Origin of the sequence: Paracoccus onubensis, assembly GCF_003591515.1 — a bacterium.
Lineage (GTDB): Bacteria > Pseudomonadota > Alphaproteobacteria > Rhodobacterales > Rhodobacteraceae > Paracoccus > Paracoccus onubensis.
Window position 1 is genome coordinate 436,952 of sequence record NZ_QZCG01000001.1, and the last position, 15,262, is coordinate 452,213.

Genomic DNA, 15,262 nt, shown 5'->3' on the forward strand with positions numbered 1-15,262 from the left:
GCGCCTGCGCGCTCCGTGATCGCTTTGGCCCGCACATCGCGCCGTCACAGCAAATTCATCCGGAACCGGATATCCATTCCGAAGGACGTGCCACGATATGCGTCGATCGTCGAGCGTTTGCGATCGATATAGGCGCCGATATCGAATTTGCGCATTGGCACAACCACGCTGAGCCGCGTTCTTCGGTCTTCGCGGGCGATGCCGAACAACGCGCCGCCATCCGTGCGGATTTCGCTTAGACCCAGGGTAAGGTCACGTTCCATCAGCGTGCCCGACCATTCAAGGCTGATACCCTGGCGCAAGGTGTTTTCACCCGTGACCCGTTCGCCCCATGTCAGTCCAAGACTCCACATCCCATGATCTTCGGTCAGAAGAGCCGTATCGAATTGCAGTATTGCCTTGCCGTAATCCTCTGTTGTCAGCCGTCCGACCGTGAAGCTGGCCTGCTGGGCGCCGAAAGCGGTGTCGAAAATCCGGCGTGCTGTCAGACGGCTGTCCAGCGAGTATTCCGTCTTGATGCCGTCATAGGTCGCGCTGCCGGACAGGCAGGCGTCCATCCATGTCCAGTCGGCAACAGGCTGCTCGGCGCAGATATGGGCCGTCGCGGCGGCCTGATGATAGCCATAGACGGGTTCCGGTTCCACGGCGTAGGATTGCGCGATGCGCAGCCGTGCCCCGGGTGCATAGGAATAATTGGTCCATTGCGTGTATCGCAACCCTGGCAGCAGGGCCCCTTTGGCGCGTGAGTCCTTATCCACCCGAAAGCGTAGCCCGCCCAGTGTGATATGATCCGAAGGGATGCCGTCATTTACATTCGCTTCGTGGCGCAGGGTCGGCACCAGATTCTGGCCGGACGTCAATGGTTGCAGCGCCGCGCCCCCGCGCTGATGCAGGAAACCCTGAAGATGCAAGAGCTGCCAACCGGCCTCGGAGATTTGCGTCTCTGTCCGCTCAAGCACGAACAGCGCCAGATCCGGTTTGCCCTGTTGAAGCGGCAGGCGCAGATCCTGCGCTGCGGCCGGATCGGCGAAACCGAAAATCAGTATCAATGCGCCGAGCAACCGGCGCATTGATATTTTATGGTCAATCACGATCCCGTCTGCCCACAATGCTCAGGCCCAGCCGGCCGCCATCGCTTGTCGCCGAACCCCGCCCAGTGATGGAAGCGGCGTTCTCGCCAAGGAAATCACCCGAGATATTGCCCGAAACATTCCCCGGGCTTCTGGAACCGCCGCTCAGCTGGCCCGAGATGTCGCTGGAAAAGCCAGAGCCGTTGATCCGACCATTCGCCATCCGCAGTTCTCCGCGAATTCTTTCGCCCGAGCGCGTATTGAAATCGTCCAACTCTCCCGTGATCCGGTTCGTCGCGAAATTGGCGTTCATATCCACTTCGCCGATCATCTCGGCCTCGCTGAGTGAGGCGGGCTGGCCCCCGAATGCCATGCCGACGATGCCGTCATATTCCGCGCGTCCCCGCGTCGGCATACTGGCGACACCAGTGCTGCTGCTGGCCGAGGTTTCCGCAACGAGTCTGGCGGCGCGGTCAGAATCAGAGGCATATTCCGCAACCGGGTTGTCCCCGCCGTCGCTACCGCCACTACATGCCGCAAGCACAGACAAAACACCAAACATGGCAGTACTCTTGATCTTCATTATGACAGCTCCTTTGATTTTATTGATGGGTCAGTTATCTGGGCGCTCTTCCAACACCTCGCCGGTCGCGGCCTCGATCACGGCTTCGATGCGGCGGTTGTCGGGTGCGATGGCCTCGATTTCATGGGTCCGGCCATCATCTTCGGCACTAGTCACGACATAGCCGCGCTTTTCAAAGGACAGCACGGTTTCCGATAACGGGCGAAGCGGCTTTTGTTGCGCAATGGCCGGGCTGGAAGCGGCAGCGCCAAGCGCAAGTAAGGTAAGGGCAAGATATTTCATATTTTTTCCTTTTGGTACGTGTCTTCCTGACTACAGGGAGTAATATAGCCATTGGCCCTGACGCGGCGCTGACACCGGCTGTCAGCGGTTTGTCAGCGACACCGGGGTAAGATTTTCCATGTCCAGACACCGGATCATCCTGCTTTGCCTGCTCTTCCTTTTGCCAGCGGTGGCGGCGGCGCAGGGCTTGCCTTCCATTCAGATGGAAGACGGCCTTGATGCCGGAGAGGCCCGCGCTGCTGTGCTGCGCGGCGAAATCCTTTCGCTTGACCGGATACTCGATATCCTGCGCAAGGATTTTCCGGGAGAAATCGTCGAGATTCAGCTGGAACTCGAGGACGGGATACTGATCTATGAATTCGACATCCTCAGTCCCGACGGCCGATTGAATGAAATCGAGATCGAGGCCGCGACGGGACGCGTTCTGGAGGTTGAAGAGGAAGATAATGAGTAAGAGGGTAAAATGCGCTGTTTGATCGTCGAGGACGACGACAGAATCGCGGCGGATATGGCGGCGGCGCTTAACGCGTCCGGGTTTCGCACCGAGCGGCTTGCGGACGGTGAAACGGCATGGTTCGCCGGGGGCACCGAGGATTATGATCTGGTCGTTCTGGATCTTGGATTGCCGCTGCTTGACGGGATGACGGTTCTTAAACGGTGGCGGGCAGAGGGGCACAATATGCCGATCCTGATCCTGACCGCCCGTGGTGACTGGAACGACCGGGTCGAGGGAATCGATGCAGGCGCCGACGATTACCTGCCCAAGCCCTTCCGCATGGAAGAGCTTGTCGCCCGCGCCCGCGCACTGGTCCGGCGCGCCTCGGGGCGGATGAACCCGATCCAGCAGGCAGGAGAGCTTGTCATCGACACGAACCGCCAAAGCGTTTCCGTTGCGGGGCGGCTGTTAGGCATTACACCGCTGGAATTCCGGCTGCTTGCCTATCTGGTATATAATACCGCCCGCGTGGTGCCGCCGACGGAACTGCTTGAACATCTCTACGGAGATGATGACAGCCGCGATGTGAATGCGGTAGAGGCTATCGTGGCGCGTCTTCGGCGAAAGACTGGGCCGGGGATCATCGGCACCCGGCGCGGCTTCGGCTATTATCTGGAACAGACTAGGTGAGGCGCAACCATTCCATTCGGCGGCGGCTGACATTGGCCGCGGCATTGATGATCTCTGTCGCTTTGATCCTTGCCGGGCTGGCGCTTGCGACCATGTTCAGCCATCAACTCAGGCGAATGGCAGAGAACGAACTTGCCGATCGCGCGATCACGCTGATGTCCGGGCTGGATCCGAATGCGCCACTGCGCGAACCGGCAGGCACTATCGGCGGTGACCCCAGGTATCTGCAACCCTATTCGGGGTTTTACTGGCGTATCCGGGTGGCTGATCGCACCTATCGCTCCGAGTCGCTTTGGGATGCGACATTGCCTCTTGCCGCCGCACCGCCCCGCGGCGAAAGCCGGGTGACGACCGGCCCCGGTCCTGACGGGCAAGAGCTGATCATCCTTGACCAGACCCTTCTTCTGGGCCCCGACGAGGTTGAAACCCGAGTCTCGGTCGCCGTCAACCGCGCCACGCAGGTTGAGGCACAGGGGCTATTCGCGCGCAGCCTTGTCCCTTTCCTCATCGTGCTGGGATTGGTGCTGGTCGGTGCGTCGGTCCTGCAGGTGGCGGTCGGATTGCGCCCGTTTCGTCAGATCGGAAGCCGGATCGATGATCTGAATGCGGGTCGCCTGCCAAGGCTGGGGCAGGATATGCCGGATGAGGTGCGCCCCCTTGCGGAAGCGGTCAACCGGCTTCTCGACGATCGGGAGGCACGGATTGAAAAGGCGCGCAACCGATCCTCCGACCTTGCGCATACCCTGAAAACACCCCTGCAGGCATTGTTCGGCGAAACCGGCCGGTTGCGTGACGCCGGGCAGGGGAAGGCTGCCGATGCGATCGAAGAGATCGTGGAGATGATCCAAAGCCGGATCGATCACGAATTGGGGCGTGAGAGGATTAGTGGCAAGGGCATCAGCAATCCTGTTGTGGTCGTTCGCAAGGTCGCGGCGGTATTGCGGCGCACGGCGCGGGGGAGCGAAATCACGATCGGGCAGGAGGTCGCGCCACAGGACATCCGGGTCGATCCCCATGATCTGACCGAGATTATCGGAAGTCTGGCAGAGAATGCCATGCGTCATGCGCGCAGTCGGGTGCATATCTGGACCGAGGCCGATACCGCTACGCTTTCGGTCTGCATCCGGGATGATGGCGCGGGCATTCCCGAGGGGCAACTGAACACGGTGACCCGGCGCGGTGTCCGTCTGTTGCAGGACCCGGAGGGCACCGGGCTGGGCCTTGCTCTTGCGCAGGAAATCGTGGACGCGAATGGCGGCACGCTGGCATTGGAAAACCGCGATGACGGGTTTTGCGTGAAAGTGACCTTTGCCAAGGCCGACGACATTCCTTTGAAAAGCGCCGTTCATCGCCATCGGCCTTAATTCCACACCGGGAGTCAATCGGTGAGGCAGGGAAGACGGCCCGTCTGGATTTTCTGGAGACTTGTTAGTGGTTATGTGACATACCATCCCGATGTTGTGCTGAAATCAGGTCACGGATTTCACGCTCAGGTTATGTTGTAACGCGGTGTATGTGAGAATTCAGAATGAAAGATTCAAACGCTGATGCCGGGCGCGAAGACCCGCTGCTTCTGATCGGATTCCGTCAGGACCGGTTGGGTGCCAGATTGGTAACATTGGCGAATGTCATTCGCGTATCGAGGGCCCTGGATGTTGATGGGCGATATCTTTGGCTCAGTCAGCCCGATGGGCCATATCCCGATCTCACCGATCCGACAGAGATGTTTTCGGAAGAATTTGTCGCAAGATGGATCCGGGTCGTTTCAACCATTCCCTCTGATCTGGATGACAGGCATAATTGTTCAATCGAATTCAAGAAAATAAATAAAACGAATGTACTGAGCAAGATGAAGCGGGGAGACCGTTTCTGGACCGAAAACGGCGCTGATATATTGTACTTGATGGATGAAAATCCAAACGCGACAGCGGTAGATTTTCGCGCTGCCTTTTCCGAAATAGAATTCTCGAAATTCATCAGTTCGCGTTTCAAAAAAGCAATGTCCCGCATAGGGGCGGATGATTCTCTGACGGCGTTTCATGTTCGGCGCGGAGATATTCTGGATGGCGACCCCTGGTCGCTGACTCGCTGGCCACGGAAATATGTTCCTGATGAATTTTATGCCGCAGCCGTCAAGCAGGTTGAAGGTCCGATCGTCGCCTTTACCGATACTCCGGAGGCGCTTGAGCATCTGCGCCGCACACAACCCGGTGCTGAACGGATTACCCCTATTTATGATGCGCTCGATCTGAAGAAATGTTCGCGATCACAGCGAGATTTGCTGGAATTGCTGGTGCTGTCCCATGCCGCGAAAATCTATGCCCCGGTGCAAAGCGCATTTTCGACAGCGGCAAGCCTGATTTCAGGAAATCCTATTACTCCACTGCCCCGGGGGCTGGGTCATCGGCATCTTGAAGATGCCCATGACAGGCTGTTGAACAGAGCGATCGATAAACCGGAAAGCTTTTTCGTACCCGGTGACCTTGCCCAGTCGCTGCAATTTGCGGCGCGTCACGCGATGGTTACGAAACGTACCAAACCACTTCTTGATTCGATGATGAAGCTTGACGGAAGCATATTTTCTCGTCACCCGTTCCTGTTGCGCCTGGTTTCAGAATTGGCCATCGCTTCGGGAAATGGCGATGCAGCACTTGATTTCTCGAAGAAATCCTTCACAGCAGAAGGTATCTGGAAACGCGATAAGATCGCGGCGAAAATCGTAAATCTGGCAGCGCGGAAATGGCGGAAACCTGATTCACTGGCGGTATTGGAAGATTACTGTGCCGCCATTTTTGATTATTCCAATGAAACATCTGCATCATATCTGCTTAAGAACATAACAACGGATTATCTGGGGAATGCAATGTTCTGCACGGCATTTCTTGTGAACCCCAGCGGATTGGAAATGCTTGCCGAAAAAGTTTCAGGGGAAAGATCAATATTGCAGGCTGTTTCACAAGAAAAAGAGGTGAAACTGACGCCGCTTTGGCCCATCATGACAGATTGGATTGATCTGATTAATGGAAACCGCGGGCGACGAGAAATAAGTACGACGCCGTCACTGCACCCGCGCCTTGACGCATTTGGTCCGGAAATGAATGCACTTCTGAAAAATACCCTGTCGACCGGACAGGCCCCGGCAGATAGTTTGCAGCAATTACAGCTTGGCCGCATGGCGTCGAGCTTGTCGTTATTCGGTCGCTACAAGAAAGCACTAGATCTTTTAAACGCTCTACTTCGGAATGAAGTCACTCCGATGAACCTGAAGCGTCAGGCAGATCTTCATTATCGCATCGGCCATGACGCGAATGCATTGACATATCTGAAGGAAGCTGTGGAGCTTGCTCCGGATTGTCATGGGCTGCAGCTTTCTTGTGCGCTTGGCTATGCGCGCTCCGGTCAGTTTAATCTGGCTAAGAAGCATACGGATATGGCGCAGGAAATATGGCCCGGATCAAAGGTCACGGATCTTGCCAAGAAACAAATTCACAAGATGAGAAAGACATCATGATGTGTGTTTGCCAGGATGATCGGCAAAAGGCAGGTCCCGAATTTATGGATGCCGATGAAGACCGAGGGCGCTGCCGCGTCTCTGGCAGGTCTCCTGAACCGGTAGCGCGACCCGCTGGCAATCCCCGGGATATTTGAGTGAAGAAGGGGAAGCGAATCCGGCAGGCGCGACACGCTCCGGGTCGACCCCGCTATCTGCGTGTAATCATGCGCCCTGCGCCTTTTGCCGTTCATACGCCGCGATCGTGAGGCGCAAGGCCGACGCAAGATCTTTGGGCGGAGTCCAGCCATATTCGCGGGCGCGTGACGAGGACATAAGCTTGGCCATCATCCCCTCTGGCCGGGTGAGATCATGGGTGAATCGCCCTTGCCATCCTGCGATCTGCGCGATCATCCGGTAATACTCTGTTACCGAATGGTCGCGGTCCATCCCGATATTGAGAAGATCGGGCAGTGTTTCAAGGCGCGGCAGAATGTCCATTATAAAGCGCGCGAAATCGTCCACGAACAGGAATTCCCGGCGCGCATTGCCGCTTCCCCAGATTTCGACCTCAATGTGACCGTCATCGCGCGCGTCAATGACCTTGGTCACGATGGCAGCGATCAGATGGGATGCGATCGAGCCGAAATGGTCCTCGATTCCGAAAAGATTGCACGGAACCAGTGTCCGAAAGGCCCGCGAGGGATATTGACGCGAGACATAGCCGCAAAGTCGCGCAGCAGCTATCTTCGAAAGGGCGTATCCTTCATTTGTCGGCTCCAGTGGCGCGGCCAGTATGTCCTGTTCGACCAATGGCTGGCGATAATCCTTTGGATACATGCAGGAAGAGCCAAGAAATATCAGCCGTTCAACCCCCGCCTCATATGCGCCCATGATGACCGCATCATTTATCCGCAGGTTTTCAGACAGATATCCAACGGGATCGTTCATATTTGCCTGTATGCCGCCGACGCGGGCAGCGGCATGAATGACTGCATCGACCGGGTTCATGTTTAACCAACTGACGACGGCAGAGCGGTCGGTCAACGGCAATTCGTCGCGGGTCGGCGTGAACAACCTTATTGCGGGTGCGTGTTGCGGCTGGATGCGTTGCAGGGCACGCCCCAGCATGCCTGTGCCGCCGGTCAGCAGGACGCGCATGGTTTACGTCCTCGCATATACATCTTCGTAACGGATGATATCGTCTTCTGCCAAATAAGCTCCGGTCTGGACTTCAATAAGCACCATCGGAACCTTGCCGGGATTCTCCATTCGATGAACGCTGCCGACCGGGACATAAATCGACTGATTTTCTGTAACGAGCGTTACCGTATCGTCTATCGTCACGCGTGCCGTGCCGCTGACCACGACCCAATGTTCCGACCTGTGAAAATGGGATTGCAATGACAAGGCCGCGCCGGGTTTGACGACGATGCGCTTGACCTGAAATCGTTCGGCGAGTGCCAGCGTTTCGTACCAGCCCCAGGGCCGGTGATCGCGTGGAAAGCTTTCGGCCTGCCGCGCATTCTTTTCCTTGAGTGCGCCAACCGCTTCTCGGACATCCTGTGCGCGGTTCATATCCGCAACAAGAACCGCGTCGCCGGTGGCTACCACGATCAGATCCCTGACGCCGATCCCGACGAGTTCCATCCCTTCCTCTTCGGAACGTAACAGAACATTGTCGCAATCTATCGCCGTCGACCGGGCATCGGTCACCACGCCGCGGATGGCGGGCTTGTCCTTTTGGGCCTCGCGCCAGATTGCGTCCCAACCGCCCAGGTCGGACCAATGTTCCGCAAAGCGGACGACGCTCAGATTGGAAGCGTTTTCCATGATGGCGTAATCGATCGAGAGATCGGGCAGCTTCTTCCACGGATCGGCTGCCAGTCGCAGAAAGCCAAGATCGCATTGCGACTCTTTCAGTGCCGCGCGTACCGGCTCCAGAAATTCCGGCGCATATGTTTCGAAGGCCAGGATCATGGTTCGGGCTTCGAACAGGAAAATACCGGCATTCCAAAGGAAATTGCCTGCCGCTATCATGTCGGCGGCGGTCTTTTCGTCCGGTTTCTCGACGAAACGGCGCAAGGCGGACACATTGTCGGAAGGCGTGCCGTCCAGTTCAAGATAACCATAACCGGTTTCGGGATGGCTGGGTTGGATGCCAAAGGTGACGATGCGCCCTTGCCGCGCGATCGGGACGCCTTGATGAACGACCCGCGCGAATGCTTCACTGTCGGGGACGACATGATCGGATGGCGCAACCAGCATCAGTGCTTCGGGATCTTTCGCCGCAAGATAGAGTGCCGCAGCCAGGATAGCAGGGGCGGTGTTGCGCGCCGATGGCTCAATCAGGACCGCAGCAGGATCGATGCCGATTTCGGAAAGCTGTTCGGCCACGATAAAGCGGAACTCCGCGCCAGTCATCACCACAGGGGCGCCGAATTCGCTGCCCGACAGGCGCAGCGCAGACGCCTGAAATAACGTATGCTTGCCGATCAGCGGCGCGAATTGCTTGGGGAAGGATTTGCGCGACGCCGGCCAAAGTCTTGTACCGTTACCACCAGAGAGCAGGATCGGAGTAATCGTCATTCTGCGACCCCGTAAGCGCGACGGGCCAGGCGTTCGGTTTCCAGCAGGCGCCTGTCCTCGGCAACCATTTCTCTGACAAGCTGTGGAAAGCTTGTCTCATGGCTCCAGTTCAGTTTTTCGCGTGCCTTCGTCGGATCGCCAAGCAACTGCTCCACCTCGGTCGGCCGGAAATAAACCGGATCGATCTCGATCAGGCAGCGGTCGGTTCCGGCGGCATAGCCCTTTTCCTCGACACCCTCGCCACGCCATTCGATCGTGGTTCCGATCTCTGCAAAGGCAAGCTCGCAGAATTCGCGGACGCTGTGCATCTCGCCTGTAGCCAGTACGAAATCCTCGGGTGTATCATGCTGCAGAATGCGCCACATTCCTTCTACATAATCGCGGGCATGCCCCCAGTCGCGTTGGGCATCGAGATTGCCAAGAAACAACCGGTCCTGCAACCCCAGCGTGATTGCTGCGACGGCACGGGTGATCTTGCGGGTAACAAAGGTTTCGCCGCGAATCGGGCTTTCGTGATTGAAAAGAATGCCGTTGCAGGCGAACATCCCGTAACCTTCACGATAATTGACCGTAATCCAGTAAGCGTAAAGCTTGGCCGCCGCATATGGAGAGCGGGGATAGAAGGGTGTGATTTCGCGTTGCGGCACCTCCTGGACCTTGCCGTAGAGCTCGGAAGTCGAAGCCTGGTAAAACCGGGTCCTGTCGGACAGGTTCAGCAACCGGATCGCCTCAAGGATGCGCAGCGTGCCAACCGCATCGGCATTCGCGGTATATTCCGGCATTTCAAAGCTGACCTTGACGTGACTTTGCGCGGCCAGATTATAGATTTCGTCAGGCTGAACCTCTGCGATGGTGCGGATCACCGCGGTGGAATCGGTCATGTCACCGTAATGAAGGTGGAAATTCCCCTGCCTGTGCGTGTCGATCTGCAAATGATCGATACGGCCGGTATTGAAGCTGGAAGAACGGCGCTTGATGCCGTGGACATCATAGCCCTTGGATAACAGAAGTTCTGCCAGATAGGCGCCGTCCTGTCCGGTGATGCCGGTGATGAGCGCAGTTTTCGCCATGTAAAATGCCCCTGTTAAAAACGGTCTGCAACAGATTGAACGACTTCGCGCAATCGGGTGATCTGCGGTTCAATCGGGTAATGGTGATTGCCGACGAACAGCCCATCCCGGTCGACGCGCTCTGCCGCGACGATTTCCGATCCGATACTGTGATCAAGTTTCGAGATAACCGGATTGTTCAGGAAGTTTCCGGTAACGATCGGGCGGCATTCGATTTCGGCCTCACGCAGCGCCTCGACCAGAGAACCGCGCCGACCTGCCAGTCGCCCCTTCAGGATCATCGCGAAGCCGAACCACGAGGATTCGCCGGTTTCCTGTTGTATATCGAGAAAATCGAGCTGGCCGAAATCCCGCTGGAATATCGCGGCATTTTTGCGGCGTTCGGCGATGAAACCGGGTAATTTCGCAAGCTGCGGCAAGCCGACCGCCCCTTCCATCTCCAGCGGGCGCAGGTTGTATCCGGGCAGGACGAAGCGAAACTGGCGCAGGAACGGATCCTCATCAAGCGGCAGGTGGGTGTCTTCGGGCAAATCGCGCACCCAGCCATGCGCGCGCATCGAAATCATGGTGTCATGCAGCTTCCGGTCGTCAGTGATGACCATGCCGCCTTCCATCGTGCAGATGTGATGGGAAAAGAAGCTGCTGAATGTGCCGAATAATCCAAAGCTGCCGGCCATTTCGGAATTGTAGCGGGCGCCCATGGATTCGCAGTTATCCTCGAACAGCAGGATGCCTGTCTTGGCGCACAGGGTCCGCAGCCGGTCCGCCTGGACGGGATTGCCAAGCAGGTTGACGGCAAAGACCCCGCGCGTATGCGGCGTGATGGCATCGGCAAGCTTGTTCAGATCGATGTTCAGTGTTGCAGGATCGATATCAACAAAACGCAGTTTCAGGCCGGTTTGCGTGATCGGGAAATAGGTTGTGGACCAGCTTACGGCGGGCACGATGATCTCGTCTCCCTGCCGCCAACCCAGATCCGGATGCCAGAAGGCCGAAGCCAGGGCAAGAAGGTTCGCTGTCGATCCGGAAGAGGTCATGACCGCGTATTTCTTGCCGAACCGGGCGGCGAAAGCGTCTTCATATGCCCGCACCCGACTGCCCATCGTGAACCGTCCCGAGGTGATCACCTCCTGCAGTGCCGTGTATTCCGTTTCATCCCAGGTCGAGCTGGCAAGCGGGTAGAACATCAGGTTTTGTCCTGTTTGGAAATGCAAGGAAATTACCGAAGCGCGGACGTGCGAATCGCTGACTATCTGGCGGGTAAGGAGGAATGCGCACTGACCGAACAGCCCGGCAGCGCAGGTTCAAACCGGAATACCAGCAGAGCGAATTCGGCGGCACTATTCGGCGGATTGAATGATGATCCGCGCCTGGCCATGTCACGGGCCGGCGTTGGCCCGCATCGATTGCTGACCTGCCGTCTGGGCCGGATATTTCTGTTTAGCTATATGGGGGTGATAAGAATGGCATGTGTAACGGGTCCTTTCCATGAAAACAAACAACACTTGATACAAGTCTGACGGAGCCGATGGGCACATGACGGCCCATTGAGACTCAAAGTCTACTCCCTGAGGAAAAGACTATCAAACGATAATTGCATCATTAATTGCATCATTCTTAACAAAAATTTTGCGGATGGTGTGCCCGGAACAATGCGGCGTTGCTGCAGAAACCGCGTGAGGGCGGGGGTCCGGGTGCTTTGGATAGGCTTGCCCTGCCGGCCCGGCTGCCCGGCGCCTCGTCGCCAATGTCGTTACAGTTGAAAACACCGCCGGCAGGCGCAGTACTTTAATTGCCCGGCAGGTTCGCGGCCAGATCGAGCGCTTGCGGAAAGGATGCGGCAAAGGTCTGGCCATGACCCAATCCTTTCAGGACAGTGACCCGTACATCCAGATCCTCGCGCTGCTCCAGCAGCTTCGCCAGCGCCATCGTGTCAGGCGAAGGTTGCGGAACGGCCGGTGGTTCGGTGCCGCGCCGATATTCGCTATCGCCAAGCATGATGTGAACCGGAGCGATCTTTCCCGGCTCCAGCAGCGGTGCGCCGGCAGACAGGTGCTGCAGGACATTCCCGCCAAAACCGCTTGAGGGGCTGGTCGGCGCCCAGCCCGCAAAGGCATGCGGTTCGGACAAAAGGCAATGCAGCGTAAACAGGCCACCATAGGAATGCCCCCAAAGCACCCGCCGCGCCGGATCAATCGAAACGCGCTTTTCCACCGCATCGCGCAATGGACCCAACAGGCGCGTGCGAAAGCTGTCGGCTCCGCCGGTGGCGCGGCCTCTGCCAGCTTCCGGATCCGGGACCCGGCTGACCGGCGTGTAGTCCAGGGCCCGCGCCGTGGTATCGAAAATCTGATCGACGGGATAGCCGATCCCGATAACGGCCAGCCCGGGCTGGCTGACCAGATCACTCGCCCCGATCCGGTCGAATACCGCATTTCCGTCAAGCATCCAGAGGGACGGCCAGCCATCAGCCGGAGCCGTGGCCTTGGGCACGGCAAGGAACAGACGATAGCCGGACCCGTCTACGGTCACGTCCTGTCGCGACAGGATGTGCGTATCAGGCGGAGCGTCGAAGATCCGGTATTCCGGGGCTTCGGTGAAATCCGGACGCGTGCTTCCCTGTGCGGCAAGCTTCCCGGCAAGGCAGATGGTGGGGATGCTCGCCAACAGCGAACGGCGGCTTTTTGCAATCACGTCGCACCTCTTATTGTCCGGGAAACCGCATCCAAAAGCATGGCGCCGATCATGCCCATCCTCAGAAACTGGTGGTGAGGCCCAGCCACAACCGGCGCCCCTCTTCCACGGTCCTGAACTCATCCTCGCGGATTTCCTTGTTCAGGACGTTGTATATGGCGGCGTTCAGGGTCGCATATTCGTTTATTTGGTAGTTCACGCCAAGATCCACGGTCGTATATGGCGCGTATTTCCGACCGGTCTGACCGTTGATTTCCACCTCGCGGCCATCCTCGCCGATACGCAGCCCGGACGCGATTTCCGAACCGTGATAATTGGCGCTGACCCAGGTATCCAGCCCGGTAACCGGCGTGGCCCAGTCGAAGCGCAGACTTGCCATGTGTTCCGGCGTCCGGGCAAGCGGGAAGCCTTCGAAATCACCGGTTTTTTGTTCGGAATCCGTGTAGGTGTAGGATGCGCGGGCCGACAATGTCGGGGTGATTGACCAGTCTCCGGCCAATTCAACCCCGGTAATTTCGGCTTTATCGACATTGAATTCCTTGTACAGAATGTAGTGGTGGCGGCTTCCGTCATCCGCGGTGTATTGCGGACCGTCAAGCCAGAGTTCTCCGGTATTGATCTGCTGAAGCTTGTTCTTGAACCGGGTATGGAATGCCGTCGCGCTGACCGAGAAGCTGTTCGCCTCATAGGTCATGCCGATTTCGATATTGGTCGTTTCTTCGGGTTCCAGTTCGGGATTGCCCAGAATGACGCCGCAGGACGGCGGATTGTTACCGCTGCATCCCCGGCCGCCGGTCGTATAGGCATAGCCTGGCGCGATCGTTCGGATGTCAGGAGCGCGGAATCCCGTGGAAATGCCGCCCTTGACGGTCAGGTTGGGACTTGCGTTCCAGACACCATAGAGCCGCGGATTGATCTGGCCGCCATAATGTTCGTGATCGCTATACCGCATGCCAAGGGTCAGTGCGAAATCATCGCGCATCCGCCATTCGTCCTCGACATAAAGCGCCCATTGATCGACCGAGAATTTCTCGTCGTAATGCTCCCCTTCCGGCAAATGCGCCTGCGCGCCCGGATTCTGGTCATGCAGGACGGTTCGGATGAACTGGCTGCCGAAAGTCAGTTGATGATGGCCATTCCACTCGAAGGCCTTGTTGCCCTTGGCATCGACGACGGTGTTGCGGATCCTGGGCGAACGGATGTCCTCGGCAAAAGCGCTTCCGGAATCCAGGCGATCATAGGTGGTGCGCTCGCCGGTTTCCTGCGAGATGCTGAATTCGGTCGTCATATCGCCGATCTGGCCGTTATGCGTCAGCGACCAATGCGAGCGGTCGTTGTCCTGATAGCGCAGATCGCCATATTCCTCGTTGGTGACCCGTGTGCGCCCCGCTTCCAGCAGCAATTCGTTCCGGTCATCTATCTGCCAGGTCAACCGGCCGGTGATGTCGTAATCATCCGATGCATTCGGACCGCCTGTCACCGATGACGCGTCCTGATCGAATTTCCTGCCCCAGATTTGCAAGCCCAGAGTATCCTTGACGATCGGACCCGAGGCATAGAAGGACAATTGCCTGCTGTTTTCAAAGCCGTCTTCGCTTGGCAGCGTCGTTTCGGCCGTGACCGAGCCGGTCCAGCGATCCGCAACGGGTTTCGTGATGATATTGATGACCCCGCCCATCGCGTCCGAGCCATAAAGGGATGACATCGGTCCGCGCACGACCTCGATACGCTCGATGGCCTGGACCGGGGGGATGAAGCTTTGCTCTATCCCGGCATTGCCGTTGGTGCGGGCGTCGCGGGTATTCTGGCGCTTCCCGTCAACCAGGATAAGCGTGTACTGGCCGGGCAATCCGCGGATAAAGATATCCTGCTCATTCGCTGTTCCCGTGGTGGCCACGCCCTGAACCTCACGCAACGCATCCGTCAGCGAGGTGAAGCTGCCTTTCGCAAGCTCTTCCGAGGAAATCACCGAAACACTTGCCGGCGCATCTCTCAATGCCTGTTCGAAACCGCCCGCAGTCAGGACGATTTCATCCAGGGCGGTAACGGTCGTGTCCTCGGTCTGTGCCAGCACAATGGTGGGGGCCACAAGCGCTGTAAAGGAAAGCAGCGCGGTACTGAGTTTGGGTGTGCGGGATGTGTGGTTCGGCATCATGACCTCGGAGCGATTGGGTTGAGTGGTGGGGCGGCATCAGGCCGCCGGCGAATATCCATGTAAATTTGTCGGGAATTTTGTTAGCCGAGTGTATGAGTGTAATCAATGGGCTATGGATCTGAACTGAAGCGCTTTTTGCCTATGTTGCGATAATGCCCGGTCCGGGCAGGATGCTTTATCGGCTGCGATGCCGGTAACAGGCT

The 15,262-nt window shown here is 57.6% G+C and carries 13 protein-coding genes; 4 read left to right on the forward strand and 9 right to left on the reverse strand.

Features of this window, described 5'->3' with window-relative positions:
• Positions 1-44: 44 nt before the first annotated feature.
• From D3P04_RS02150 to D3P04_RS02160, 3 genes are read right to left on the reverse strand one after another with little or no spacing between them, the layout of a single operon-like run.
• Positions 45-1,070: a hypothetical protein gene (locus tag D3P04_RS02150; RefSeq protein ID WP_119745411.1), complete on the reverse strand. Its 1,026-nt coding sequence runs from the start codon at positions 1,068-1,070 to the stop codon at positions 45-47.
• A gap of 13 nt (positions 1,071-1,083) precedes the next feature.
• Positions 1,084-1,653 carry a transferrin-binding protein-like solute binding protein gene (locus tag D3P04_RS02155; protein ID WP_119745413.1) on the reverse strand — a complete coding sequence of 190 codons (570 nt, stop codon included), beginning with the start codon at positions 1,651-1,653 and terminating at the stop codon, positions 1,084-1,086.
• 30 nt (positions 1,654-1,683) lie between these two features.
• The gene (locus D3P04_RS02160; RefSeq protein ID WP_119745415.1) at positions 1,684-1,935 is read right to left on the reverse strand and encodes a PepSY domain-containing protein; all 252 of its coding nucleotides are present in this window, start codon (positions 1,933-1,935) and stop codon (positions 1,684-1,686) included.
• A gap of 118 nt (positions 1,936-2,053) precedes the next feature.
• On the opposite strand from D3P04_RS02160, the gene D3P04_RS02165 reads away from it, so the two are divergent.
• The 4 genes from D3P04_RS02165 (at position 2,054) to D3P04_RS02180 (ending at position 6,572) form a co-directional block, all read left to right on the forward strand.
• Positions 2,054-2,389, forward strand: coding sequence for a PepSY domain-containing protein (locus D3P04_RS02165; RefSeq protein ID WP_119745417.1), 336 nt, complete (start codon positions 2,054-2,056; stop codon positions 2,387-2,389).
• A gap of 9 nt (positions 2,390-2,398) precedes the next feature.
• A complete protein-coding gene (locus D3P04_RS02170) occupies positions 2,399-3,061 on the forward strand; it encodes a response regulator transcription factor (protein WP_119745419.1) in 663 nt (220 codons plus the stop codon).
• Positions 3,058-4,425, forward strand: a complete 1,368-nt coding sequence (locus tag D3P04_RS02175; RefSeq protein ID WP_119745421.1) for a sensor histidine kinase — start codon at positions 3,058-3,060, stop codon at positions 4,423-4,425. The genes D3P04_RS02170 and D3P04_RS02175 overlap by 4 nt, the downstream gene beginning before the upstream one ends.
• Before the next feature lie 164 nt (positions 4,426-4,589).
• Positions 4,590-6,572, forward strand: coding sequence for a tetratricopeptide repeat protein (locus D3P04_RS02180; protein WP_119745423.1), 1,983 nt, complete (start codon positions 4,590-4,592; stop codon positions 6,570-6,572).
• Between the two features lie 204 nt (positions 6,573-6,776).
• Here the strand turns inward: D3P04_RS02180 and D3P04_RS02185 are convergent, their stop codons facing one another.
• The 6 genes from D3P04_RS02185 to D3P04_RS02215 form a co-directional block, all read right to left on the reverse strand.
• Positions 6,777-7,712 carry an NAD-dependent epimerase/dehydratase family protein gene (locus D3P04_RS02185; RefSeq protein ID WP_119745425.1) on the reverse strand — a complete coding sequence of 312 codons (936 nt, stop codon included), beginning with the start codon at positions 7,710-7,712 and terminating at the stop codon, positions 6,777-6,779.
• Positions 7,713-7,715: 3 nt separating this feature from the next.
• A complete protein-coding gene (locus D3P04_RS02190) occupies positions 7,716-9,140 on the reverse strand; it encodes a mannose-1-phosphate guanylyltransferase/mannose-6-phosphate isomerase (RefSeq protein ID WP_119745426.1) in 1,425 nt (474 codons plus the stop codon).
• The gene (gene gmd, locus D3P04_RS02195) at positions 9,137-10,210 is read right to left on the reverse strand and encodes a GDP-mannose 4,6-dehydratase (RefSeq protein ID WP_119745428.1); all 1,074 of its coding nucleotides are present in this window, start codon (positions 10,208-10,210) and stop codon (positions 9,137-9,139) included. The genes D3P04_RS02190 and gmd overlap by 4 nt, the downstream gene beginning before the upstream one ends.
• A gap of 14 nt (positions 10,211-10,224) precedes the next feature.
• On the reverse strand, positions 10,225-11,397 hold the full coding sequence (locus D3P04_RS02200) for a DegT/DnrJ/EryC1/StrS family aminotransferase (RefSeq protein ID WP_232844856.1): 1,173 nt from the start codon (positions 11,395-11,397) through the stop codon (positions 10,225-10,227).
• 601 nt (positions 11,398-11,998) lie between these two features.
• The gene (locus D3P04_RS02210; RefSeq protein WP_182912705.1) at positions 11,999-12,904 is read right to left on the reverse strand and encodes an alpha/beta hydrolase; all 906 of its coding nucleotides are present in this window, start codon (positions 12,902-12,904) and stop codon (positions 11,999-12,001) included.
• A gap of 61 nt (positions 12,905-12,965) precedes the next feature.
• Positions 12,966-15,059, reverse strand: a complete 2,094-nt coding sequence (locus tag D3P04_RS02215) for a TonB-dependent receptor domain-containing protein (protein WP_232844857.1) — start codon at positions 15,057-15,059, stop codon at positions 12,966-12,968.
• Between the last annotated feature and the right edge of the window lie 203 nt (positions 15,060-15,262).